Origin of the sequence: Umezawaea sp. NPDC059074 (assembly GCF_042738955.1) — a bacterium.
Classification (GTDB): Bacteria; Actinomycetota; Actinomycetes; order Mycobacteriales; family Pseudonocardiaceae; genus Umezawaea.
In genome coordinates this window covers 3,946-27,368 of the sequence record NZ_JBHYHC010000060.1, presented here as the reverse complement: position 1 = coordinate 27,368, position 23,423 = coordinate 3,946, and the positions used below count along the sequence as shown (strand labels likewise).

Below are 23,423 nucleotides of genomic sequence, written 5' to 3'. Positions count from 1 at the left end.
GGGGCTAAGCCTGCCTCATCACCGCGAGTGCCGGGTGACGAAGGGGGCTAGCGGCCCGCCCAAGCGGTCCACACCTCGCGGCGGGGCACGGTCGAGCGGCGGCCCACGGCCAGTCGTGCGACCAGCGCGGACGGGGAGCGGAGCAGGACCTCGGCCAGGACGCGCAGGCGGAGCGGGACCCGGAAGTTCGCCGCGTCGGGGACGTCGGAGCGGAACGGGAGCAGGGCGGTGATCGCCGCGAAGCGGGCCGTCTCGCGCAGCGCGACCGCCGCCGGGGCGCACCTGAGCAGCATCAGCAGCCGGTTGCGCTCGTTCCACCGGTGGAACGGGGCCGAGCCCGGCCTCGTGCTCGCGCCGTGGCGGTGGCGGACCCGCGCGGGGCCGACGGACACCACCCGGTACCCGGCCAGCCGGAGCCGCCACGCCGTGTCGGTGTCCTCGTAGTAGCAGAAGAACCCGGCGGGCACGCCGCCCACGCGCCGCAGCGCGTCCGTGCGGAGCAGGGCCGCGCCGCCGCAGAAGCCGAACACCTCCCGGCCCGCGAGCACCACGTCGACGCCATGGCCGTCCGCGGTCAGCGCCACGCCGACCGACTGGGTCGCGCCGTCCGCCAGCACCATCGACGACGTGGCCGCGCCGACCGCGGGGTCGGCGTCCAACGCCTCCTCCAGCGAGGTCAGCCACGCCGGGTCGGGGGCGGCGTCGTCGTTCAGCCAGGCCACGTACGGGGTGTCCACGCGGTCCAGCACGGCCGCCAGGCCACCGGCGTAACCGAGGTTGCGGGGCAGCCGCACCACGTCCGGCGCGCTCGGGTGGGAGGCCAGCAGGGCGGCCGTCCCGTCATCGGACGCGTTGTCGACGACGAGTGTCCGGTGTGGACCCCTCTGGGCGGCGAGCGCGTCGAGGCACGCCGTGACGTGCTCCCGCCCGCGCCAGGTCACCACGACCACGGTGCTGCGACTGGACACGGCGTGAGACGGTACGGCACGTGCCCCAGCTCGTTGTGCTGACCGAGCAGCTGCTCGCCCCCGTCCCCGGCGGCACCGGGCGGTACACCCGTGAGCTGGCCGCGGCGCTCGCCGCGACCGCGCCCGCCGGGTGGACCGTGACCGGAGCCGTCAGCCGCCACCGGGACGTCGAGGCGGCGGTGATCCCCGGCGTGGAGGGTCCGAAGGTGCTGCCGCTGCCGCGCCGGGCCCTCATCGCCACCTGGGAGTACGGGATCCCGTACTGGCCGGGGGGTGACGCGGTTCACGCCCCGACGCCGCTGGCGCCGCCGGGGGACCGGGTCGTGGTGACCGTGCACGACGCCGTGCCGTGGACCCACCCGGAAACGCTGACCCCGCGCGGGGTCGCGTGGCACCGGAAGGTCATCAGCCGCGCCACGGCCAAGGCGGGCGCGGTCGTCGTGCCCACTCGGGCCGTCGCCGACGACCTCGCCACGCACGCGCCCGGAGCGGCTCCCGTGCACGTGGTCGGCCACGGGGTGACCGAGTGGCCCGAGGAGGCGCCGATCCCGTTGCCCGAGCTGTACGTCCTCGCGATCGGCACGCTGGAACCCCGCAAGGGCTTGGTTTCCCTGGTCGAGGCCACGAGGGACGGCGGGATTCCCCTTGTCTTGATTGGTCCTCAGGGCTGGGGCGACGTCGACGTGCGCGCGCCGCACGTGCGGATGCTCGGTCGTCTGGCGGACGCCGAACTGGCCTACGCGCTGCGCCGCGCGACCGTGCTCGCGGTGCCCAGCCTGGCCGAGGGGTTCGGGTTGCCGCTGCTGGAGGCCATGGCGGCGGGGGTGCCCGTGGTGCACACCGACGCCCCCGCGCTGGTGGAAGTGGCCGGGGGAGCGGGACTGGTCACACCCCGTGGCGACGTCGAGGCGCTCACCAGGGCAATCAGGTCCGTTGTGGACGATGGGACTACCGCTGCCCGCATGGTAAGCGCAGGTCTGCGCCGTGCGGAGGCGTTCACCTGGGAGAAGGCCGCGCGCGACACGTGGGCCGCGCACCTCGAACTTCGGCGACGCCGCGTCACTTGAGCGATCGGCGGTGGATCGGGTGGTCGGCGGCACTAGTCTCAGCCCGTGCCCATCGTCGAACCGAGCGTGCTGATCGACGCCACCGCGGTGCCCTCGGACAGGGGTGGCGTCGGCCGCTACGTCGACTCGCTCGTGGCCGCGCTGGACGCGGACGGCGCCCGGCTCAGCGTCGTCTGCCAACCGCGCGACGCCGAGCTGTACACGCGGATCGCGCCGACCTCGCGGGTCGTCGTGGCGGCCGAGTCCGTCGCGACCCGCACCGCGCGCCTCACGTGGGAGCAGACGACGCTGCCGCGGATCGTGGCGCGCCTCGGCGTCGACGTGCTGCACTCCCCGCACTACACGATGCCGCTGGCGAACCGGTCCGCGACGGTCGTGACGCTGCACGACGCCACGTTCTTCACCGACCCGGTGCTGCACTCCTCGGTCAAGGCCCGCTTCTTCCGCGGCTGGACCCGCGCGTCGCTGCGGCGCGCGGCCCTGTGCGTGGTGCCCAGCGAGGCCACGGCCGCCGAGCTGGCCCGCGTCGCGGGCGCGGACCGCCGGGCGCTGCACATCGCCCAGCACGGCGTGGAGTCCGACCGGTTCCACCCGCCGACGGCGGAGGAGACGGCCGTGGTGCGGCGGTCGCTCGGCCTCGGCGACCTGCCGTACGTGGCGTTCCTGGGGGCGCTGGAGCCGCGCAAGAACGTGCCCGCGCTCATCCGCGGCTTCGCCCAGGCGTGCGTGGGCAGGCCGAACCCGCCCGCGCTGGTGCTCGCGGGCCAGCCGGGCTGGGACAGCCAGGTGGAACGGGCGCTGGACGTGGTGCCGCACCGGATCCGGGTGATCCGGGCGGGCTACCTGCCGTTCGAGCAGCTCGCCGGGTTCCTCGGCGGCGCCGAGCTGGTCGCCTACCCGAGCCTTGGCGAGGGCTTCGGCCTGCCGGTGCTGGAGGCCATGGCGTGCGGCGCGTCCGTGCTCACGACCAAGCGGCTGAGCCTGCCGGAGGTCGGCGGCGACGCCGTCGCGTACTGCGGGGTCGGCGCGGGCGACATCGCCGCGGGCCTCGCCGAACTGCTGGACGACCCGGCCCGCCGCGCCGCGCTCGCCGCGGACGCCCAGGTCCGGGCGAAGGCGTTCACCTGGTCGACCAGCGCGGCCCGGCACCGGTTGGCGTACTCCCGCGCGAACCTCCTGCACCGCCGGGGCCGCTAGGGCCTGAACGGGTGATCATCGGGCACCCGGCTGGCGTCTGTCCCCTCGCGCTCCGGGGTGAAACGGTTTTCGGCATGAGACCCGGCCCACCGCCTCCGCCCCTGCCCGCGTCGCTCGACCTGAACCCGTCCGCCAGGACCGTCGCCAAGTTCCGCGACCTCGTGGCGAAGGGGCGGCAGCGGCACGCCGCGCTGCTCGTCGCCGCGCGCGGGATCGCCCCCGCCGAGCGCGAGCGCAGGACGCTGTCGTTCGCGGAGCACTACCGGACCGTCCCCGCGGTCGCGCCCTACGAACAACCCCTCGCGGTGGTGACCAGGGTCGAGGGCTTCCCGGAGGCGATCACCTACATCAACGCGCCCGATCCGGCGCACCACGAGATCCGGGCGTACCACAACGTGAGCCCCGAGGCGGGCATCCCGGTGCCCTCGTGGTTCCTCAAGAGCTCGGACGTCCTGTACTTCCAGTACCGGGCCGCGGCGCAGGGGGAGCCGCCGCCGTTGCGGAGCGTCCAACGCCGCAACGTGGCCTCGGGCACCGGCAGCACGGTGATGACGTGCGCGCTCGCGCTGTTCGGCGAGGACCTGTACGGGATGGAGCTGCGCCCCGACGACCCGAGCGCCGCCCGGTCGGCGGACTACGGGCCGGACCGGGTGCTCACGGCGAGCCCGGCCGACCTGTACTTCGCCTGGCTGGGCACCGAGAACGGGGTGTCGTCCATCTGGCTGGTCCGCGACCACGGCGAACTGCTCGGGGCGGGCGCGCTCACGCACATCGTGGTGAACTCCGGCCAGAACATCACGATCCACCTCGCCTGACATACCCCCCAGGGGTATGGTGGCCGGCATGAACGCATCCTGGTCCACCGCTGTCTCGGCCACGCTGCACTGCCTCACGGGCTGTGCGATCGGCGAGGTGCTGGGCATGGTGGTCGGCACGGCCGCGGGACTCCCCACGTGGGGCACGGTCGTGCTGTCCATCGCGCTCGCGTTCCTCTTCGGCTACGGCCTCACCCTGCGCGGCGTCCTCAAGGCGGGCATCGGCGTCGGTGCGGCGGTCAAGCTCGCCCTGGCCGCCGACACCGTGTCGATCGCCGTCATGGAGGTCGTCGACAACGCCGTGGTGGTCGCCGTCCCCGGCGCGATGGACGCGGGACTCGCCAGCGCCCTGTTCTGGGGCTCGCTGGCGTTCTCCCTCGCGGTCGCCTTCGTGGTCACCGTGCCGGTCAACCGGTGGCTGATCTCGCGGGGCAAGGGGCACGCGGTGGTGCACCACGCGCACCACCACTGACGGTGCACAATGTGGCGCGTGACCGAATCCACGCGCTACGGCGACGCACTGGCGGCGGTGACCGTCACCTACTCGCCAGGTGAGACCCTCGACCGCTTCCTCGACACCCTGGCCAAGGCCACCACGCTGCCGGTCCGCGTGGTGCTGGCGGACAACGGGTCCACGGACGGCGAGCCGGAGCGCGCCGCCGCGGAACGCGACGAGGTCACCTTCCTGCCCACGGGCGGCAACCTCGGCTACGGCGGCGGCCTCAACCGCGGCGTGGCCTCGCTGCCCGACGACGTCGGCTGGGTCGTCCTGGCGAACCCGGACGTCGAGTGGGCCGAGGGCTCGCTGGACAAGCTGCTGGAGGCCGCGAAGCGCTGGCCGCGCGGCGGCGCGTTCGGCCCGCTGATCCGCGAGACGACCGGCGAGGTCTACCCGTCCGCCCGGCTGCTGCCGTCACTGGGCCGCGGTCTGGGGCACGCGGTGTTCGGCAAGGTCTGGAAGTCGAACCCGTGGACCCGCGAGTACCGGCAGGAGAAGGCCGAGATCGTCGAACGGCCGGCGGGCTGGTTGTCCGGTTCGTGCATCCTCATGCGCCGTGAGGCCTTCGACTCGGTCGACGGCTTCGACGCGCGCTACTTCATGTACTTCGAGGACGTCGACCTCGGCGACCGCGTCGGCCGCGCCGGCTGGCTCAACATCTACGTGCCGGAGGCCGAGGTGGTCCACATCGGCGGCCACGCGACCGCCAGCTCGTCCGCCCGGATGCTCGCCGCGCACCACAGCAGCGCCTACCGCTACCTCGCCGACCGCCACCGGGGCCCGCAGTGGGCCCCGGTGCTGTTCGCGGTGCGGGTCGGTCTCGGGCTGCGGCTGAAGATCGTCACGCGTCGCCGTTGAGCCGCTGGGCCAGGCCCGGCGGCGGTGGCGGTTCGCCGTTCAGCCGCTGGGACAGGCTCGGCCTGCCGCCAGGCCCCTGCTGCACCGTAGGCAGGGGCCCAGGCCCGACCCGTTGCACGGGTTCGGTCTGGTGCTGCTGCGGCTGGTAGTGCTGCTGGGGCTGTTGCTGCTGGTACTGCTGCTGCGGAGCCTGCTGCTGGTACTGCTGCGGCTGGTGCTGCTGCGGTCTGCGGTCACCCGCCGCCATCTGGGCGGAGATCACCATCGTCGACTCCGGGTCGAGGTCGCGCGGGTCCACCGCGTTGACCACCGTCCTCGGGATCTGCTGGGTCGCCGACGAGTCCATCGGCGAGGTCATGTTGTCCGGCGTGACGACGTGGGCGCCACGTGCTCGTGCACGGGCAAGCAGCGCGTCGGCCCGGTCGCGGGGGTCCATTCGGATCTCTCCTGCGTTGCCTAGGGCCGGCTGGGGGTGCCGGCGTTCCCGATTTCTGACACGCGCCCGCCAGGGACCACTGCCCGTCTATCGGATGCTGTCTGCCACAGTATTCGAATCGGTCGTTGCGTGTTAGTGGAGGAGGAAAAACGGGCATGTCGGAGCTGCACGGCGTGGAAGCGGTGGTTCTGGTCGGTGGCAAGGGAACCCGACTTCGTCCTCTGACCCTGTCCGCCCCCAAGCCCATGCTCCCCACAGCGGGCGTGCCCTTCCTGGAGCACCTGCTGTCGCGGATCAGGGCCGTGGGCATCACCCACGTGGTGCTCGGCACCTCGTACAAGGCCGAGGTCTTCCAGGACCACTTCGGCGACGGCGCCAAGCTCGGCCTGGAGCTGGAGTACGTGGTGGAGGACGTGCCGCTGGACACTGCGGGCGCGATCCGCAACGTCGCCCACAAGCTGCGGGAACGCGACGTCATGGTCTTCAACGGCGACATCCTGTCGGGCGTCGACCTGCACGGCATCGTCGAGACCCACCGCACCTCCGAGGCCGACGTCACACTCCACCTGGTCAAGGTCGACGACCCGCGCCGCTTCGGCTGCGTCCCGACCGACGACGAGGGCAGGGTCACGGCGTTCCTGGAGAAGACCGAGAACCCACCGACCGACCAGATCAACGCGGGCTGCTACGTCTTCCGCCGCGAGGTGATCAACGAGATCCCCGAGGGCCGCCCCGTCTCAGTAGAACGCGAGACCTTCCCCGGCCTCCTGGAGCGCGGCGCACGCGTACAGGGCCACGTCGACGCCACCTACTGGCTCGACCTCGGCACCCCCGCCGCCTTCGTCCAGGGCTCGTCCGACCTGGTCCGCGGCATCGCCCCCTCAGCAGCACTCCCCTCGGAACCAGGCGAAGCCATCGTCCTGCCAGGCGCGGAGGTCCACGAGTCCGCGGTCCTGTCCGGCGGCACCACGATCGGCGCGAACGCCACCGTCTCAGCAGGCGCCACGGTCACCGCGTCCGTCGTCTTCGACAACGCGGTCATCGGCGAGAACGCCACGATCGAGCGCTCGGTGCTCGGCGCGGGTTCCCTGGTCCAAGCAGGGGTGGTCCTCCGCGACGCCGTCATCGGCGACGGCGCGGTCATCGGCGCCCGCTGCGAACTGATCGGCGGCGCCCGAGTCTGGCCCGACGTGGTCCTCCCCGAGGCGGGGGTCCGCTTCTCCGCGGATGCCTAGGTCCTGGCACCCCCCGTTCCCCTTGGACACGGGAGCGGTCCTCCGCCCACTCCGCAGAGGAGCGGGCGACCCCACGTTCCACCAGGACCAGCAGGGCACCACCTGGCTGACCGCCAACACCCCAACGGGCCAAGGCACCCTCCGCCTCCACAGAGCAAACGACAAGGTGGAGGCGGAGGCCTGGGGCGAAGGCGCGGACTGGCTCCTAGAAGGCCTACCAGCGTTGCTCGGAGCCAACGACGACGACACCGGTTTCACCGCCCACCACCCCTTGGTCGCCGAGACCCGCCACCGCTCACCCGGCTTGCGCCTGGGGTCGGGAGGCCGGGTGTGGGACGTGCTCCTACCGGCGGTACTGGAACAAAAGGTCACCGGCACCGAGGCCAGACGCTCCTACCGAGAGCTGTGCCACCGCTTCGGCACCCCAGCCCCCGGCCCGACACCACAGGGCATGAGGGTCGCCCCAACACCACGAGCGATCATGGCCATCCACGACTGGGAATGGCACAAGGCAGGCGTGGACAGCGCCCGCAGAAGAGCCCTCATAGCAGCCGCCCAGGTAGCCCACCGCCTGGAAAAGGCAGTAGAGCTGAAAGGCGAGGACGGCCGCACCCTCCTCCGCAAAATCCCCGGCATCGGCATCTGGACAGCAGCAGAAATCGCCCAACGAGCGTGGGGCGACCCCGACGCGGTCAGCTTCGGCGACTTCCACATCCCCAACGTCGTCGGCTGGGCCCTACTGGGCAAACCCATAGACGACGACGGCCTGGCCGAAGTACTGGCCCCCTACGCCCCACAACGCCACAGAGCAGTCCGCTACATAGAGGCCTCAGGCTTCAAAAAACCAAGATTCGCCCCAAGATTCTCCCCCAGGGACTACCGCGCCATGTAGCACCACCCTGCCAAAAGCGGCACCACCAAGCCGCCCACAGCACCCCAAGTGGAAGCACGCACCAAGCGCCCCGCACTCCAAACGGAAGCACGCACCAAGCCCCCACAACATCCCCAAGCGGAAGCACTCAACCTGGGCGGCACCCAGACCCCTGGCCGCACCTCGATCCTCAGCGCCCTTCGTGCTTTTCCGTCTTTGTCAAGGCGTCTTTCCAGCCTTGACAAAGACGGAAAAGCATCGAAATAATGGCGCGATCGGGGTGCAGCCACCTCAAAACCCCAGGTCACCCATGCAGACGAGTCAACGCCGCATCAATCATCGGAATCAGATCGTCAACATTCCCCGGCAACGACTCCAACGGCCACCACTGCAAGTCCACCGACTCCGCAGACCGCACCGGCTGAGCCCCCACCGGAGCCCGAACCAGGAACCGCACGTCGAAGTGCCGAGTAGGCACCCCCAACGAACAAGTAATCGGATGCACGTCCAGGTGAATCGGCTGCGGCTCGATCCGCAACCCCCGAATCCCCGACTCCTCCACGGCCTCCCGAAGCGCCGCCCCCACCAACGTCTCATCCGACGGCTCGCAGTGCCCACCCAACTGCAACCACCGCCCCACCCGAGGATGCAACGTCAACAGCGTCTGCTCCCCAGTCCCATCCAGCACCAGCGCGGACGCCGTGATGTGCCCGGCCGCACAGGACCGCGCACAAGCGTCCTCCCGTGCCGCCAGGAACCCGAGATAAGCCTGCCGAAGCGCCTCCTGCTCCCGCCCGACCGGCTTCCACCCCTCCAATGTCGCCACGGCATCAGCGTGCAGCGTCACAGCTCCACAAACCCTTCATCGACTGGCGCACGCGGCGTCAACGGCTCCAGCGGATGACCAACGGCCACCGCCCCCAACGGCTCCCAAGACTCCGGCAGCCCCAACACCGCCCGCACCACATCCGCGCAGAAAATCGTCGACGACACCCAGCAGGACGCCAACCCGACCCCGGCCAACGCCACCAGCAACCCCTGCACAGCGGCCCCACCGGCCACCGTGAACATCGTCACCTCGGCCGCAGCCCGCCGCGAATCCGGATAGTCGTGCGCCCCTTCCCGAACCAGGAACGGCAGCACGATCTCGGTAGCCCCGTGCAGCAGATCCCCCCGCTTCACCCGCCGAGCGATCCGATCCTCATCCCACCCGTCGGCCCGCAGATCCGCTTCCCACTGCTCCCGCATCGCCTCCAACAAAGCGACCCGCCGCCCGGACACGTGCACGAACCGCACCGGCCGAGTGTGATGCGGAGCGGGCGCGGTCAAGGCAGCTCCCACCGCCCACCGCAACACCGCCGGATCAACCGGCTCCCCACTGAACTCCCGCACCGACCGCCGAACGAGCACAGCCTCAGCCCGCCCCTGCTCGATCGCCTCAGACGTCCCCAGCCGGAACAGATCCTCCTCGATCGGCCGAGTCAACTCCCGCGCCGTAGACCCGTCATCCTCAATGGACAGTCCACGCAGGACAGCGACCGGCATCCCCCCGAGCTTCCCCTTCACCAAATCCGCAGCCGCCGCGATCTCATCAGCAACAGCGACCTCGGTAACGACAAGCTCGTTCCCCTGCGAATCGACCTGCCCCCGATACCGATGCACCACGGCCAACCCAGCCGACCCGATGGCCGCATCCGTCTGCCCAACCCGCCACGCCCGCCCCATCGTGTCCGTAACGACAACCCCGACAGTAACCCCCAACCGAGCAGCCAAATCCGCCCGCAAAGCAGCCGCCGACCCATCCGGATCCACGGGCAGCAACGCGATCTCATCCCCGGCCACGTTCGACGCGTCCACCCCCGACGCCGCCTGCACGATCCCCAACCGGTTCTGCGTGATCAACGTCCGCGACTTCCGAGCCAGCACCCGCACCGACTCGGCCAGCACCCACTCCCGCCGAACCGCGTCCCGCTCCTCGGGATCCGAGGGCACGGCGATCAACCGACCCTCCACTTTAGACATGATCTTGCTGGTAACAACGACGACATCACCATCGCGCAACCAAGGCGCAGCAGCCGCGACAGCCGCCCCCAGATCGTCCCCAGGCCGGAACTCGGGCAGCCCAGGAACCGGCAGCACCTCGATCCCGGCAGACGCGGAGTGGTCAGTCAACGGAAACCCCCGCCAGGTCCAACGCGGCCGCCGCCATCGCCGCGGTAGCGTCCACATCGGACATCAACAGCGGCACCGACCGCACGGCGACACCTTCCACGTCGGCCGTGTCACCCGTGTGCACGAGCCACCCGTCGAGCACCCCTTCGTCGGAGCACTGCCGCGACCCGAGGTACCGGCCAACGGCTTCGGCGCTCGTCTCCACGCCGATCGCCGTCAGGCAGGCGTCGGCCATCCCGCGGAGCGGCTTCCCGCCGATGATCGGCGACAGCCCGACCACGCTCGCCTCCGTCTTGCGCAGCGCGTCCCGCACCCCCGGCACGGCCAGGATCGGCCCGACGCTCACCACGGGGTTCGACGGGGCGATCAGCACCGCGTCGGCCGACGCGATGGCCTCCAGCACCCCCGGCCCGGCCGTGGCCTGGTCGACCCCGACCGAGGCGAACGACTGGGCGGGCAGCGACGCGTGGTGCCGCACCCACCACTCCTGGAAGTGGATCGCCTTCTGCTCGCCGTCCTGCTCGACGACGACGTGCGTCTCGACCCGGTCGTCCGACATCGGCAGGAGGGTCACCCCCGGCTCCCAGCGGACGCACAGCGCCTCGACGACCGCGGAGAGGGGGTACCCCGCCCGCAGCATCCGCGTGCGCACCAGGTGCGTCGCCATGTCGCGGTCGCCCAGCCCGAACCAGGTGGGCTCGGCGCCGTAGGCGGCCAGCTCCTCCTTGACGGTCCACGACTCGTTCTCGCGACCCCACCCGCGCTCGGTGTCGATCCCACCGCCGAGCGTGTACATGCAGGTGTCCAGGTCGGGCGTGATCCTCAACCCGTGCATCCACACGTCGTCACCGGTGTTCACCACCGCGACGACCTCGTGCCCCTGCCCGGACCCCAGGAGGGCCTTCAGGCCGACCAGGAACCGGGCACCGCCAACGCCACCCACCAAAACGACGACCTTCACGGGTCGCGATCCTCCCACGAGGTGAAACTCCAGGTTCCGCCAGCGCCGAACTAGCGCCAGAAGAGGAAGTTGTACTGCCCGAAGCTGGCGAGCGCCCGCTCCCCGCCGATGAGGCCGTAGGCCGCCCCGCCGATGTCGAAGAAGACCGACGCGAACGCCGGGAACGCGAACAGCGCGGCGAACAGCGCCAGCGGCGCCCACGGGCGCACCTGCGCGCCGAACCGCTGCGCCTTGTAGGGCAGGTACGGCTCCCAGATGCCCCACCCGTCGAGGCCGGGGATCGGCAGGATGTTGAGGACGAACGCGATGATCTGGAGGTACGCGAGGTACGAGAGGGCGGCCGCGAGTGCCACGGACGGGTTGAAAATGGCCACCGATCCGGCGAGAAGCGCACCGAGCACGAGGTTGCTCAGCGGACCCGCCAGGGAGACCATCGACTCGACCCCCTTCGACCGCAGGGAGTGGTGGTTGATCCACACCGCGCCACCCGGAAGAGGGATTCCGCCGAACGCCAGTAGCACCAGCGGTAGCACGATGCTCAGCACTGGATCGGTGTAGCGGCGGATGTCGAGGGTCAGATATCCCTTCTCCCGCACCGAGTAGTCTCCGCCTCGGTAGGCGACGGCGGCGTGCCCGAACTCGTGCAGGCACAAGGAAACCGCCCATCCGCCGAGCACGAACAGGACGGTTCCGGTGACGGCGAGGGCCCCGGTTTCTTCGCCGAAGGTGGTGAGCACGGCCCCCGCTGCCGTGACCGCCAACAGACCCAGGAACAGTGGACTGGGTCGCACAGCTGATCGCTTCACCCCATCAGTGTGGCCTGTCCCGTGGAGTGCCCTCTAGGCCGTTGGAGCTGCGGGCATCGCTGCGGGCAGGGGACCAATCACCGTCTGTGCTGCTAGTCAAGGGTTTTGGGGCCATTCGCGGGAATATCCCCCGTCCTGTGGACTCGGCTTGACCCCCTGCTGTGACGCAGGTGTAATCACATCGGTGTCATTCGTCGTTGTGGGGACGGCGAGTGGTGTCCGCCAACCGGGGAGAGCGGAAGGCGAGGAGGCGGACGGTATGCAGGAAATCGACGGGGATCGTGTCGTGGACCGGTTGGAGGGCTCAGCGCAGGAGCTGGGCGTGCTGACCGAGTTGTACGACCCGACTGACGAGCAGGACTGGCAGGAGCGCGCCCTGTGCGCGCAGACCGACCCGGAGGCGTTCTTCCCTGAGAAGGGCGGATCCACCCGTGAGGCCAAGCGCATCTGCCTTGGCTGCGAGGTGCGTTCGGAATGCCTGGAGTACGCCTTGGCGCACGATGAGCGCTTCGGCATCTGGGGCGGCCTGTCCGAACGCGAGCGGAGGAAGCTCAAGAAGCGCGCCGTGTGAAAGCTCGCCGAACCGGCCTGTCGTGAGGAATGCTCAACGGACAGGTAAGGCGGCGAGCGGCACGGGAGTGGGCACTTGGTGAGCAGTACCACTCCGCGGCTTCGGACCGCGCCGGTGTTGGCCGTGCTGGTCTGCCACGACGGGGACCAGTGGCTCGGTACCGCGCTGTCGGCGTTGCGCCGCCAAGAACCGAGGCCTCGTCACATCATCGCGGTGGACACGGGGTCCACCGACCGCACCGCGAAGATGCTCGCGGAAGCGGCCGACGGTCCGGACCGGATCCTCGACGGCGTGCTGGGCATGCCGAGGGGCACCGGGTTCGCCGCCGCCGTGCACGCGGCCGTGGACCACGGCGTGCAGCGCTGGGGCGACCCCGGCAAGTGGGTGTGGCTGCTCCACGACGACAGCGCGCCCGAACCGGACTGCCTGTCGGCGCTGCTGACCGCCGCCGAACTGTCGCCGGGCGCCGCCGTGCTCGGCCCGCTGGCCCTGGACTGGGCCGATCCCCGGCTCGTCGTCGAGGCGGGCGTCTCGACCGACGCCTCCGGCCACCGGCAGACCGGCCTCGGCCCGACCGAACCCGACTGGAGCCGCTTCACCTCCGGCGGGTCGTCCCGGTTCGAGCAGAGCACCGAGGCGCTCGCCGTGTCCTCCGCCGGGTCGCTGGTCAAGCGGTCGGTCTGGCACGAACTGGGCGGCTACGACCGGCGGATGCCGCTGCTCCGCGACGACGTCGACTTCGGCTGGCGCGTCAACCGCGCCGGCCACACCGTGCTGTGCGTCCCCGTGGCCCGCACCCGGCACGTCCGCGCCGCCGCTCGCGGCCTGCGACGCCTGGACGCGGTCGCGGCGCGACCAGGGCCGTTGCTGCGCGGCGTGGACCGCGCGCACGGCCTCCGCACGTTCCTGGCGAACACCTCCGCCCCCTCGTTCCTGCTCGGCCTGCCGAGGCTCGCGGTCCTCCAGGTGCTGCGCGCGATCGGGTTCGTGCTGCTGCGCAGGCTGACCGACGCGCGCGGCGAACTCGGCGCGCTGGGCTACGTCCTGGGCGGCCGCGCCGGGCTGCTCGCCGCCCGCCGGTCCCGTCGCGGCGGCTCCGGCTCGGTGCGCGGGCTGCTGACCAGCCGCACGACCAGGTTCCGCAACGCCGTCCGGTCGGCCACCTCGTACCTGATCCGCCGCCGCGTCGAGGCGGACGCGGCGCTCGGCAGGCTGCCCGAGGACGAGGGCAGGCCGAGCGGCTGGCGGCCGCCACCGTCCGAAAAGGACGGCAGGCGGCGGGTCGTCGGCCCGGACGCCCTGCCCGCCGGCGTGCTCGGCCGGGGCCATCCGGCACGGGCGACCGGCGGCCTGCGCAGGCCCGCGACCGTCGTGCCGGTCATCACCGAGGCGGCGGCGCTCGCACCCGCGCTGCGGCCGAGCCCCAAACCCCGCCCGTCACCGGTGCCGAGGGACGGCGTCCGCGAGCCGGAACTGGTGTTCGTCGAGGTCGACCGGGCCCGCGTGCTGCGGTCGTTGCTGGTCGGCCCCCCGCTGCTGCTCGTGCTCGGCCTGACCCTGTTCGCGCTGGTCGCGAACGCGGGCAGGCTCGGACTGGACCTGTCCGGCGGCCGGTTGCTGCCCGTCGAGGGGCTCGGCGAGACGTGGTCGGGCTACCTCGCCGCGTGGCACCCGGTCGGCGGCGGCACGACCGCCCCGGCCCCCGCCTCGCTCGCCGTGCTCGGCCTGTTCGGCTCGGTGCTCGGCGGCCCGTCCGCCGTCGTCGCGCTGCTCCTGCTGTTCGACACCCCGCTCGCCGCGCTGGCCGCGTACGTCGCCAGCAGGCACACGCGGGTCCGCCGCCCGGTGCGCGCGGTGGTCGCCGCCGCGTACGGGCTGCTGCCCGCCGCCACCTCCGCGGTCAGCCAGGGGCGGCTCGACGTCGTCGTGGTCCACGTCCTCGCGCCGCTGGTCTTCACCGGCGTGCTCGGCGTGCTGCGCGGCGCGGGCGGCCGGTCGTGGCTGCCGGTGGTGTCCGGGACGGCGTTCGCCACGGCCGTGCTCGGCGCGTTCTCGCCGCTCGTGCACCTGCTGGTGATCGTCGGCTCCTTGATCGGCTTCGTGGTCGTGCCCGGTCAGCCGGGGGAGGGCCGCCGCCGGGTCGCGGGCCTGTTCGCCGTCGTCCTGCTGCCGATGGCGCTGCTGCTGCCGTGGCCCGCCGTGGTCCTCCAGCACCCCGTGGTCGTCCTGCACGGCACCGGGGCGGTGCTGGCCACCCCCGCGGCCGGTGTGCTCGACCTGGTCGCCCTGCGGCCCGGTGGGCCGGGCGCGCTGCCGTTCGTGGGCGCGCTGGTGCTGCTGGCCGCGCTCGGCGGGCTCGCGCTCCGGCCGAACCGGGCGATGCTGCCCGGTCTCGGCGTGGTCGTGCTCGGCGTCCTCGCCGGGGCGGCGCTGCTCGCCGTGCCGATGTCCCCGCTGACCGGCGGCCCGGCCCAGTACGGTTGGACCGGCGCTCCGCTCGTGCTGCTCGGCTGGGGCCTGCTGTGGGTCGTCCTGGCCGCGTGCAGGCGCGACGGACCGCCCGCAAGCGCTCGCGTGCGGCACCTGGTGTCCGTGGTCGGCGTCCTGGCCGTCGTCGGCCTCGCCGCGTCCGGCCTGCTCGGCCTGCGCGACGGCCCGCTGCGGACCGGGGCGGGCCACCTGCCGTCGACCGTGGCGCAGGAGCTGCCGCGCACCGGTCGTGGCGTGCTGGTCCTCGGCGCGAACGGCGACCGCACCCGCCAGGTGGCGGGCCGGACCCCGGCGTTCGGCGACGACGACCTCGTGCCGACCTCGTCCACGCCCGCCCGGCTGACCCGCTGGACCCGCGACCTGACCGAGGGCGCTCCGGACGCCGCCCGGCTCGCGCTGGCCCAGGCGGCGACGGCGGGCATCGGCTTCGTCGTGCTGCCGGACGACCCGGCGGCCGACAAGCTGCGCGCGTCCGTCGGCGACCTGGTCGCCGACTCGCCCCCTACCTCCGACGGCCGCCCGGTGCTCCGGCTCCAGCTCGCCGCGGGCAACGCCGTGCTGCTCTCGCCGGAACTCGCCGGTCGCGCCCGCTCCGGCGGCAACCCCCCGACCGAGCTGGGGGTGCCCGGCATCGCGCCGGTCGAGTCCGGACCGCCGTCGGCGGCCATGCGCGTCTCGGAAGGGCCCGCGGGACGGGTGCTGGTGCTGGCCGCGGAGGACGAGCCCGGCTGGCGGGCCACCGTCGACGGCCGCCCGGCCCCGGTGTCGCGCGTCTGGGGCCACCAGGTCGGCGTCTCGGTGCCGACCGCGGCCAGCGAGGTGCGGATCGAGGCGTCGGGCTCCGTGCGCGAGCTGATGCTGCTGCTCCAGGGCGCGGCGGCCCTGTTCACCCTGCTGACGGCCATCCCGTCGCGGGCGGCTACTCCCCGTCGATGACGTCCGGGTCCAGCCCGAGGTAGTTGGCGACCTGCTCGACCAGCACGTCGTGCACCAGGTCGGACAGGTCGGCCCCGTCCTTGGCGCGCGCCTCCAGCGGCCGCCGGTACAGCACGATCCGCGCACGGGTCGGCCCGCCGGACTTGTCCGAGGCCGCGGGCATCAACCGGGCGAGGGGCACGTTGCCGTCCTCGACGACCCCGCCGTCCTCGCTGTCGGTCGGCTGCACGTCCGGCACGTCGTCCACCGCGACGTCGAGCTGCGTCAGCTCCGTCCGCCACCGCGCCTCGATCGGCTCCAACGCCTCCAGCACCAGCGCGTCGAACCGCTCCGCCCGGCTCCGGGCGGCGGGCAGCGTCGCGGGGTACAGCGGCCCGCGCAGCCCTCGACCGTGCCGGTCGCGGTTGCGTCGCCGCGGAGAACCCTGTCGCCACGAACCCCGAGCAGTCACCACACCCGCAAGCCTAGTTGTCCTGCTCGGGAGGGACTCGAACACACCCTGCGGATACGTGAACGAGAGCTGTCTCACGGCAAAACCAGCGTGCCTCCGACACGACTCCCGTCGGACGCGCTATCGTCCCCGCCGTGCGGAGCGTGAGACGGTGCTCGCGAACCGGGTGCGCTAACCCGGCAGTCGCCACGCTCACCTATGCCTATGCGGACTCCACCGCTGTCGTCGGTCCCCTCGCCACGTACTCCGAACCGCACAGCTACGACCTGTGCGAGGAGCACGCGTTGAGGCTCACCGCCCCCCGCGGGTGGGAAGTCGTGAGGTACCAGGGTGAGTTCGCGGCTCCTGAGCCGACCGTGGACGACCTGACGGCGTTGGCGGAGGCGGTGCGCGAGGCGGGCAGGGCGGATCGGCCCCTCGAGGTGCGCGATCTCCAGCGGGATCTCCAGACCGGGAACATACGGCGGGGTCACCTGCGGGTTCTGCCTGACCCGAACGAGGACTGAGTCGCCGGTCGGGTCACCGGTAGGCTTCCGGCCGGGCGGTGTCAAGAGCTGCCGCAGCCGTGAAAGCCCAGCCGAGGAGTGTCCGCGTGCGCGATCTGTCCGGCGTCGTCAAGGCCTATGACGTCCGTGGTGTGGTGGGCGAACAGCTCGACGCCGCCGTCGTCCGCGACCTGGGCGCCGCGTTCGCGCGGCTGGTGGGCGGTCCGGCGGTCGTCATCGGCCACGACATGCGCGACTCGTCGCCCGAGCTGTCCAGCGCCTTCGCGGACGGCGTGACGGCGCAGGGCGTCGACGTGGTCAGCATCGGCCTGGCCAGCACGGACATGCTCTACTTCGCCTCCGGCAAGCTCGACCTGCCCGGCGCGATGTTCACCGCCAGCCACAACCCGGCGAAGTACAACGGCATCAAGCTGTGCCGCGCGGGCGCGTCGCCGGTCGGCCAGGACACCGGGTTGGCGCGGGTCCGCGAGGACGCCGAGCGCGGTGTCCCGGACGCCGAGGGCGTCACGCCCGGCACCCGCTCCGAACGCGACCTGCTCGCCGACTACGCCGCGTACCTGCTGGAACTGGTCGACCTGTCGACCAGCCGTCCGCTGAAGGTCGTCGTGGACGCGGGCAACGGCATGGGCGGCTACACCGTGCCCGAGGTGTTCAAGGGCCTGCCGATCGAGATCGTGCCGATGTACTTCGAGCTGGACGGCAACTTCCCGAACCACGAGGCCAACCCGCTCGACCCGAAGAACCTGGTCGACCTCCAGGCCAAGGTCGTCGAGGTCGGGGCCGACGCGGGCGTGGCCTTCGACGGCGACGCGGACCGCTGCTTCGTGATCGACGAGCGCGGCGAGCCGGTGTCGCCGAGCGCGATCACGGCGCTGGTCGCGGTGCGCGAGCTGGCCAAGGACCCCGGCGGCACGGTGATCCACAACCTGATCACCTCGAAGGCCGTCCCGGAGATCGTCGCCGAGCACGGCGGCAAGCCGGTCCGCACCCGCGTGGGCCACTCGTTCATCAAGGCCGAGATGGCGTCCACGGGCGCGATCTTCGGCGGCGAGCACTCCGCGCACTACTACTTCCGGCAGTTCTGGAACGCCGACACCGGCATGCTGGCCGCGCTGCACGTGCTGGCCGCGCTGGGCGAGCAGTCCGGGCCGCTGTCCGAGCTGACGGGCGTCTACGAGCGGTACTCGGCGTCCGGCGAGGTCAACTCGACCGTCGCCGACCAGGCCGACCGGGTTTCCGCCGTCAAGGCAACCTTCGGGGCACGGGACGGCGTCACCTTCGATGAGCTCGACGGTCTCACCGTCGACCTGCCCGACGGTTCGTGGTTCAACCTGCGGGCCTCCAACACCGAACCGCTGCTCCGCCTGAACGTGGAAGCCGCCGACTCCGACGCGGTCGCCGCATTGCGGGACGAAGTCCTCGCGATCGTGCGCGGCTGACGAAAGGGAACGACCAATGGCAGTGCAACTCGACGCCCAGCTGCTGGAGATCCTGGCCTGCCCGTGCCCCGAGCACGGCGCCCTCCTGGTCGGCGCTCCGGCCGACCCGACGGCTGATTTCCTCACGTGCTCGGTGTGCCACCGCTCGTACCCCGTGACCGACGGCATCCCGGTGCTGCTGCTCGACGAGGCCGTGCGGCTGGACGCCGACCAGGACCCGACGGCCGGGTGACCTGGCGTGTTCGACGACAGCTTGCTGGACGACTCCACCCGCATCGGTGAGAACGACACGGGCGGGTGGCTCCGCGCCGCCGCCCACGCGGGGGCCCAGGTGCGCGCGACCGCCGAGGTCGCGGCCGAACTGGGCGTGGCGAGGACGTTCGAGGAACGGCCGCGCGCGCTCGTCCTGCTGACCCGACCCGGCGTGGGGACGTCGGTCGCGAAGCTCAGCTCCGCGCTGCTGGGACCGGCCTGCCCGGTGCCGGTGGTCGTGGCGGACGAGCTGCCGCCGTGGGTCGGCGCGCTGGACGTGGTGCTGGCGCACACCGAGGACCCCGGCGACCACGTGCTGGCCGAGTCGATCTACCGCGCGGGCCGTCGAGGGGCCCGCGTGCTGTTGACGGCCGAGCCGGAAGGTCCCGTCGCCGCGTCGGCCGCGGGCCACGCGCTGCTGATCCCGCCGAGGGTGCCCGTGCCGCAGGGCTTCGGGTTCGCGCGGGCGTTCGGCGGCTGGCTGGTCGCGCTGAACGCGATGGGCCTGCTCAAGACGGACGTCGGCCTGATCGCCGACGAGCTGGACCGCGAGGCCGAGCGCGACCACCCGATGCACGAGTCGTTCGTGAACCCGGCGAAGTCGCTGGCGCTGCGGATCGCCGACCGGACCCCGCTGCTGTGGGGTCTCGACCACCCGGCGACGGCGGTCGCGGCGCACGGGGCCGCGATGCTCGCGTGCTACGCGGGTGTGGTCAGCGACGTGGCCGGGTACCCCCAGGCGCTCACCAAGTCGGTCCTGCACCGCAGGGCCGTCCGGTCGACGTCGGCCGAGGACCTGTTCGCGGACCCGGACGACGAGCCGACCGGTCAGGTGAGGGTGCTGCTGCTCGCCGTGCGGCAGGGGCAGCTCGCCGAGATCGCCCGTCGTGCCGCGCAGGAGACGTTGCCGGGGGCCGACGTGCTCGAACCGGCGGAGGAAGTGACCGGCGGTGACGCCGTCTGCGCCGCGCTGCTCGCACTGCGGTTCGAGCTGGCCGCGCTCTACCTGGGCCTCGCCGCGGGAACGCTGGGCGGACCGGGGCTGTACGCACCGGCGGTCTGACGCCGACGAGGGAGAAGACCGTGGAACTGCTGCACAACGCGATCCGGCCGTACGCGTGGGGCTCGCGCACCGCCATCTCCGAGCTGCTCGGCAAGGCCGTCCCGGCACCGCACCCCGAGGCCGAGCTGTGGATGGGCGCGCACCCCGGCGACCCGTCCCGCGTCGTCGGCGCGGACGGGTCGGAGCGGTCGCTGCTGGAGCTGCTGGCCGAGGACCCTAAGGGCCAGCTCGGCGCCGAGTTCGCGACCCGGTGGGGCGGCAGGCTGCCGTTCCTGATGAAGGTGCTCGCCGCCGAGGAGGCGCTGAGCCTCCAGGCCCACCCGTCGGCCGAGCAGGCCGCGTCGGGCTTCGCCGCCGAGGAGCGCGCGGGCGTCCCGATGGACGCGCCGACCCGCAACTACAAGGACCCGTCGCCGAAGCCGGAGCTGATCTGCGCGCTGACGGAGTTCCACGCGCTGGCGGGCTTCCGCGACCCGCACCGCACGGCCGCGCTGCTGCGGTCGCTCGACGCGCCGGACTTCGCCCCGTACGCCGAGCTGCTCGCGGCCCAGCCGGACGCGCAAGGTCTGCGGGCGCTGTTCACCACGTTGATCACGCTCCCGCAGACCTCGCTGGACGGGCTGCTGCCGCAGGTGCTCGACGCGTGCGTGCTGCACGTCAAGGAGCACGGCGAGTTCGACCTGGAGTGCCGGACCGTCCTGGAGCTGGGCGAGGCCTACCCCGGCGACGCGGGCGTGCTGGCCGCGCTGCTGCTCAACCGGCTCGTGCTCCAGCCCGGCGAGGCCGTCCACCTGCCCGCGGGCAACCTGCACGCGTACCTGCACGGCACCGGCATCGAGATCCTGGCGAACTCGGACAACGTCCTGCGCTGCGGCCTCACCCCGAAGCACGTCGACGTGCCCGAGCTGCTGCGCGTGCTGGACTTCACCTGCGGCGACATGCCCGTGCACCGCGGCGAGGAGGTCGTCCCCGGCTTGGCCGTCTACCGCACGCCGTCGACCGAGTTCGAGCTGTCCCGGATCGACCTGGCCCCGTCCGCCGAGGTCCGCGTCGACGACGACGGCCCGCAGATCCTGCTCTGCGTCCACGGCTCCGTGCGCGTCGAGGACGGCCGCGGCGGCGAGGTCGACCTGGCCAGGGGGCAGTCCATGTGGCTGGCCGCGCACGACCCCGAGGTGGTCGTCCGCTCGACCGGCGACGAACCCGCGCTGCTGTTCCGGGCCACCGCCGGGGCCTGAGCCCGTCGCGGAGGTTAGGGTTCGGCTCGACAAATCGGACTTCGACCTCATCAGGGAGCTCACGTGTCAGCTGGGGGCGGAAGCAAAGCGATCATCGCCGCGTTGTTGGCCAACGCGGGAATCGCCGCAGCCAAGTTCGTGGGCTTCTTGGTGACGGGGTCGTCATCGATGCTCGCGGAGTCCGTGCACTCGCTGGCGGACACGTCCAACCAGGGGCTTCTCCTGCTGGGCCAGAAGACGTCGCAGCGGGCGGCGACGCGGAACCACCCGTTCGGCTTCGGGCGTGACCGGTACTTCTACTCGTTCGTCGTCGCGCTGATGCTGTTCACGCTCGGCTCGGTGTTCGCGCTCTACGAGGGCATCCACAAGCTGGAGTCCCCGGAGCCGCTGTCGTCGCCGATCGTCGCGGTGATCATCCTCGTGGTCGCGATCGGTCTGGAGAGCTACAGCTTCATGACCGCGATCAAGGAGTCGAAGGAGATCAAGGGCGACGCGACCTGGTGGGGCTTCATCCGCCAGTCGAAGGTGCCGGAGCTGCCCGTCGTGCTGCTGGAGGACGCGGGCGCGCTCGTCGGCCTGGTGCTCGCGCTGATCGGCGTCGGGCTCGCGACCCTGACCGGCGACCCGGTGTGGGACGCGATCGGCACGATCTCCATCGGCGTCCTGCTGGGCGTGATCGCGATCATCCTGATCGTCGAGATGAAGAGCCTGCTGATCGGCGAGGGCGCGTCGCCCGCCGAGCTGGACGTGCTGGAGGCCGAACTGGCCAAGGGCAAGGTGGAAAGCGTCATCCACATCCGCACCCAGTACATCGGCCCCGACGAGCTGCTGGTGGCCGCCAAGATCGCCCTCAACCCCGGCCTGTCCGTCGCCGAGACCGCCGAGGCGATCAACGACGCGGAGTTGCGCGTGCGCAACAAGATCCCGGCCGCCCGGCTGATCTACCTCGAGCCGGACCTGGACCGCAGCCTGGCGAAGAAGGCCTGACCCGTTCGCCGACGCGCCCCGGCACGCGCGGACCCCTAGGGTGGAAGGTCGTACTTCACCCTGCCAGAGGAGGACCGCCGTGCCGGGGAACGGGCTGTGGCGCACCAAGTCCATCGAGCAGTCCATCGAGGACACCGACGAGCCGGACACCAAGCTCCGCAAGGACCTCACGTCCTGGGACCTGATGGTGTTCGGCGTCGCCGTGGTCATCGGTGCGGGCATCTTCACCGTCGCCGCGCAGACCGCGGGCGACCTGGCGGGGCCGTCGGTCTCGCTGTCGTTCGTGCTGGCCGCCGTCGCCTGCGGGCTGGCCGCCCTCTGCTACGCCGAGTTCGCGTCGACCGTCCCGGTGGCGGGCAGCGCGTACACGTTCTCCTACGCCACGTTCGGCGAACTGGTGGCGTGGATCATCGGCTGGGACCTGGTGCTGGAGTTCGCGGTCGGCTCGGCGGCCGTGGCGAAGGGCTGGTCGTCCTACCTCCAGATCGTGCTGGCGCAGGTCGGCCTGGACAGCAAGACCACCGTCTCGCTCGGGTCGGTCGACTTCGACTGGGGCGCGGTGCTGCTGGTCGTCGCCCTGACCACGCTGCTGGTGCTGGGCACCAAGCTGTCGTCTCGGGTCAGCCAGGTGATCACCGCGATCAAGGTGCTCGTGGTGCTGCTGGTGATCGTGGTCGGCATCGGCTACATCAAGGCGTCGAACTACTCGCCGTACATCCCGCCCGCCGCGACCGGCGGCACGGGCGTCGGCTCCAGCGGGTTGGAGCAGTCGCTGCTCTCGCTGATCACCGGCCAGGAGGGCAGCACCTTCGGCGTGTACGGGATGCTCGCCGCCGCGTCGCTGGTGTTCTTCGCCTTCATCGGCTTCGACGTCGTCGCCACCGCCGCCGAGGAGACCCGCAACCCGCAGCGCGACCTGCCGCGCGGCATCATCGGCTCGCTCGTCATCGTGACGGTGCTGTACGTGGCCGTGGCGCTGGTCATCACCGGCATGGTCCCGTACACGGACCTCAAGACCTCCGCCGACGGCACGCCCGCGAACCTCGCGACGGCGTTCGCGAACCTGGGCGTCGACTGGGCGGCCAACGTGATCGCTGTCGGGGCGCTCGCCGGTCTCACCACGGTCGTCATGGTGCTGATGCTGGGCCAGACCCGCGTGCTGTTCGCCATGTCCCGCGACGGCCTGCTGCCCAGGGGCCTCGCGAAGACCGGTAGGCACGGCACCCCCACCAGGGTGACGATCCTGGTCGGCACGCTGATCGCGCTCGCCGCCGGGTTCTTCCCGGCGGGCAAGTTGGCCGAGATGGTCAACGTCGGCACGCTGTTCGCGTTCATGCTCGTCTCGGCGGGTGTGCTGATCCTGCGCAGGACCCGACCGGACCTCCCGCGCGGCTTCCGCACCCCGCTCGTGCCGCTGGTGCCGGTCCTCGCGATCCTGGCCTGCCTGTGGCTGATGCTGAACCTGACCGCGTTGACCTGGGTCCGGTTCCTGATCTGGATGGTGGCGGGCGTGGTCGTGTACTTCGCCTACGGCCGCGGTCACTCCGTGCTCGCGTTGCGGGACAAGGAGAAGCTCCCCTGATCCCCCCGGTGGTCGGCCTCCAC

Annotated in this window: 23 protein-coding genes; 16 read left to right on the top strand and 7 right to left on the bottom strand. The window is 71.9% G+C overall.

Going from position 1 to position 23,423, the window contains the following annotated elements:
- Nucleotides 1-47 precede the first annotated feature (47 nt).
- Nucleotides 48-968, bottom strand: a complete 921-nt coding sequence (locus ACFWW9_RS25670; protein WP_390382916.1) for a glycosyltransferase family 2 protein — start codon at nt 966-968, stop codon at nt 48-50.
- 20 nt (nt 969-988) lie between these two features.
- Here ACFWW9_RS25670 and ACFWW9_RS25665 point away from each other — a divergent pair, with 20 nt between their 5' ends.
- The 5 genes from ACFWW9_RS25665 to ACFWW9_RS25645 all read left to right on the top strand — a co-directional run bounded on the left by ACFWW9_RS25665 (nt 989) and on the right by ACFWW9_RS25645 (nt 5,404).
- Nucleotides 989-2,035 carry a glycosyltransferase family 4 protein gene (locus tag ACFWW9_RS25665; protein WP_390382913.1) on the top strand — a complete coding sequence of 349 codons (1,047 nt, stop codon included), beginning with the start codon at nt 989-991 and terminating at the stop codon, nt 2,033-2,035.
- 66 nt (nt 2,036-2,101) lie between these two features.
- The gene (locus ACFWW9_RS25660; RefSeq protein ID WP_390382991.1) at nt 2,102-3,232 is read left to right on the top strand and encodes a glycosyltransferase family 4 protein; all 1,131 of its coding nucleotides are present in this window, start codon (nt 2,102-2,104) and stop codon (nt 3,230-3,232) included.
- A gap of 74 nt (nt 3,233-3,306) precedes the next feature.
- Nucleotides 3,307-4,047: a hypothetical protein gene (locus ACFWW9_RS25655; protein ID WP_390382910.1), complete on the top strand. Its 741-nt coding sequence runs from the start codon at nt 3,307-3,309 to the stop codon at nt 4,045-4,047.
- 28 nt (nt 4,048-4,075) lie between these two features.
- Nucleotides 4,076-4,519, top strand: a complete 444-nt coding sequence (locus ACFWW9_RS25650; RefSeq protein WP_390382907.1) for a DUF4396 domain-containing protein — start codon at nt 4,076-4,078, stop codon at nt 4,517-4,519.
- Between the two features lie 18 nt (nt 4,520-4,537).
- Complete coding sequence (locus ACFWW9_RS25645; RefSeq protein ID WP_390382904.1) at nt 4,538-5,404, top strand: glycosyltransferase family 2 protein; 867 nt, start codon at nt 4,538-4,540, stop codon at nt 5,402-5,404.
- Here ACFWW9_RS25645 and ACFWW9_RS25640 read toward each other — a convergent pair.
- A complete protein-coding gene (locus ACFWW9_RS25640) occupies nt 5,388-5,840 on the bottom strand; it encodes a hypothetical protein (protein ID WP_390382901.1) in 453 nt (150 codons plus the stop codon). The genes ACFWW9_RS25645 and ACFWW9_RS25640 overlap by 17 nt on opposite strands.
- A gap of 155 nt (nt 5,841-5,995) precedes the next feature.
- On the opposite strand from ACFWW9_RS25640, the gene ACFWW9_RS25635 reads away from it, so the two are divergent.
- Together ACFWW9_RS25635 and ACFWW9_RS25630 are read left to right on the top strand one after the other, a co-directional pair.
- A complete protein-coding gene (locus ACFWW9_RS25635; RefSeq protein ID WP_390382898.1) occupies nt 5,996-7,075 on the top strand; it encodes a sugar phosphate nucleotidyltransferase in 1,080 nt (359 codons plus the stop codon).
- Nucleotides 7,068-7,967, top strand: a complete 900-nt coding sequence (locus ACFWW9_RS25630; protein WP_390382895.1) for a DNA-3-methyladenine glycosylase family protein — start codon at nt 7,068-7,070, stop codon at nt 7,965-7,967. Before ACFWW9_RS25635 ends, ACFWW9_RS25630 begins: the two co-directional genes overlap by 8 nt.
- Nucleotides 7,968-8,250: 283 nt before the next feature.
- On the opposite strand, the gene ACFWW9_RS25625 is transcribed toward ACFWW9_RS25630, so the two are convergent.
- The 4 genes from ACFWW9_RS25625 to ACFWW9_RS25610 are packed head-to-tail and all read right to left on the bottom strand — an operon-like array spanning nt 8,251 to nt 11,885.
- Nucleotides 8,251-8,793 carry an NUDIX hydrolase gene (locus tag ACFWW9_RS25625; RefSeq protein ID WP_390382892.1) on the bottom strand — a complete coding sequence of 181 codons (543 nt, stop codon included), beginning with the start codon at nt 8,791-8,793 and terminating at the stop codon, nt 8,251-8,253.
- The gene (locus tag ACFWW9_RS25620; RefSeq protein WP_390382889.1) at nt 8,790-10,118 is read right to left on the bottom strand and encodes a coenzyme F420-0:L-glutamate ligase; all 1,329 of its coding nucleotides are present in this window, start codon (nt 10,116-10,118) and stop codon (nt 8,790-8,792) included. Before ACFWW9_RS25620 ends, ACFWW9_RS25625 begins: the two co-directional genes overlap by 4 nt.
- Nucleotides 10,111-11,079 carry a 2-phospho-L-lactate transferase gene (cofD, locus tag ACFWW9_RS25615; RefSeq protein WP_390382886.1) on the bottom strand — a complete coding sequence of 323 codons (969 nt, stop codon included), beginning with the start codon at nt 11,077-11,079 and terminating at the stop codon, nt 10,111-10,113. The genes ACFWW9_RS25620 and cofD overlap by 8 nt, the downstream gene beginning before the upstream one ends.
- A gap of 50 nt (nt 11,080-11,129) precedes the next feature.
- Complete coding sequence (locus ACFWW9_RS25610; RefSeq protein WP_390382883.1) at nt 11,130-11,885, bottom strand: site-2 protease family protein; 756 nt, start codon at nt 11,883-11,885, stop codon at nt 11,130-11,132.
- 259 nt (nt 11,886-12,144) lie between these two features.
- Here ACFWW9_RS25610 and ACFWW9_RS25605 point away from each other — a divergent pair, with 259 nt between their 5' ends.
- On the top strand, nt 12,145-12,456 hold the full coding sequence (locus ACFWW9_RS25605) for a WhiB family transcriptional regulator (protein ID WP_390382880.1): 312 nt from the start codon (nt 12,145-12,147) through the stop codon (nt 12,454-12,456).
- 75 nt (nt 12,457-12,531) lie between these two features.
- The gene (locus ACFWW9_RS25600) at nt 12,532-15,882 is read left to right on the top strand and encodes a glycosyltransferase family 2 protein (protein WP_390382877.1); all 3,351 of its coding nucleotides are present in this window, start codon (nt 12,532-12,534) and stop codon (nt 15,880-15,882) included.
- On the opposite strand, the gene ACFWW9_RS25595 is transcribed toward ACFWW9_RS25600, so the two are convergent.
- A complete protein-coding gene (locus tag ACFWW9_RS25595; RefSeq protein WP_390382874.1) occupies nt 15,866-16,336 on the bottom strand; it encodes a metallopeptidase family protein in 471 nt (156 codons plus the stop codon). The genes ACFWW9_RS25600 and ACFWW9_RS25595 overlap by 17 nt on opposite strands.
- Before the next feature lie 131 nt (nt 16,337-16,467).
- Between ACFWW9_RS25595 and ACFWW9_RS25590 the strand changes: the two genes are divergently transcribed.
- The 7 genes from ACFWW9_RS25590 to ACFWW9_RS25560 all read left to right on the top strand — a co-directional run bounded on the left by ACFWW9_RS25590 (nt 16,468) and on the right by ACFWW9_RS25560 (nt 23,400).
- Nucleotides 16,468-16,839: a DUF3499 domain-containing protein gene (locus ACFWW9_RS25590; RefSeq protein ID WP_390382871.1), complete on the top strand. Its 372-nt coding sequence runs from the start codon at nt 16,468-16,470 to the stop codon at nt 16,837-16,839.
- An 86-nt stretch (nt 16,840-16,925) separates the two neighbouring features.
- The gene (locus tag ACFWW9_RS25585) at nt 16,926-18,278 is read left to right on the top strand and encodes a phosphomannomutase/phosphoglucomutase (RefSeq protein WP_390382868.1); all 1,353 of its coding nucleotides are present in this window, start codon (nt 16,926-16,928) and stop codon (nt 18,276-18,278) included.
- A 16-nt stretch (nt 18,279-18,294) separates the two neighbouring features.
- Nucleotides 18,295-18,510 carry a Trm112 family protein gene (locus ACFWW9_RS25580; RefSeq protein ID WP_390382865.1) on the top strand — a complete coding sequence of 72 codons (216 nt, stop codon included), beginning with the start codon at nt 18,295-18,297 and terminating at the stop codon, nt 18,508-18,510.
- 6 nt (nt 18,511-18,516) lie between these two features.
- On the top strand, nt 18,517-19,593 hold the full coding sequence (locus tag ACFWW9_RS25575; protein ID WP_390382862.1) for an SIS domain-containing protein: 1,077 nt from the start codon (nt 18,517-18,519) through the stop codon (nt 19,591-19,593).
- A 20-nt stretch (nt 19,594-19,613) separates the two neighbouring features.
- Complete coding sequence (gene manA, locus ACFWW9_RS25570) at nt 19,614-20,831, top strand: mannose-6-phosphate isomerase, class I (protein WP_390382859.1); 1,218 nt, start codon at nt 19,614-19,616, stop codon at nt 20,829-20,831.
- Nucleotides 20,832-20,894: 63 nt separating this feature from the next.
- A complete protein-coding gene (locus tag ACFWW9_RS25565; RefSeq protein ID WP_390382857.1) occupies nt 20,895-21,818 on the top strand; it encodes a cation diffusion facilitator family transporter in 924 nt (307 codons plus the stop codon).
- Between the two features lie 79 nt (nt 21,819-21,897).
- Nucleotides 21,898-23,400, top strand: coding sequence for an amino acid permease (locus tag ACFWW9_RS25560; RefSeq protein ID WP_390382854.1), 1,503 nt, complete (start codon nt 21,898-21,900; stop codon nt 23,398-23,400).
- Nucleotides 23,401-23,423: the final 23 nt, after the last annotated feature.

Bases quoted from the DNA above. Each gene is read 5' to 3' on its own strand.
- ACFWW9_RS25650 (WP_390382907.1), top strand. From the start codon at position 4,076: ATGAACGCATCCTGGTCCACCGCTGTCTCGGCCACGCTGCACTGCCTC.
- ACFWW9_RS25605 (WP_390382880.1), top strand. From the start codon at position 12,145: ATGCAGGAAATCGACGGGGATCGTGTCGTGGACCGGTTGGAGGGCTCA.
- ACFWW9_RS25640 (WP_390382901.1), bottom strand. From the start codon at position 5,840: ATGGACCCCCGCGACCGGGCCGACGCGCTGCTTGCCCGTGCACGAGCA.
- ACFWW9_RS25635 (WP_390382898.1), top strand. From the start codon at position 5,996: ATGTCGGAGCTGCACGGCGTGGAAGCGGTGGTTCTGGTCGGTGGCAAG.
- ACFWW9_RS25630 (WP_390382895.1), top strand. From the start codon at position 7,068: ATGCCTAGGTCCTGGCACCCCCCGTTCCCCTTGGACACGGGAGCGGTC.
- ACFWW9_RS25655 (WP_390382910.1), top strand. From the start codon at position 3,307: ATGAGACCCGGCCCACCGCCTCCGCCCCTGCCCGCGTCGCTCGACCTG.
- ACFWW9_RS25580 (WP_390382865.1), top strand. From the start codon at position 18,295: ATGGCAGTGCAACTCGACGCCCAGCTGCTGGAGATCCTGGCCTGCCCG.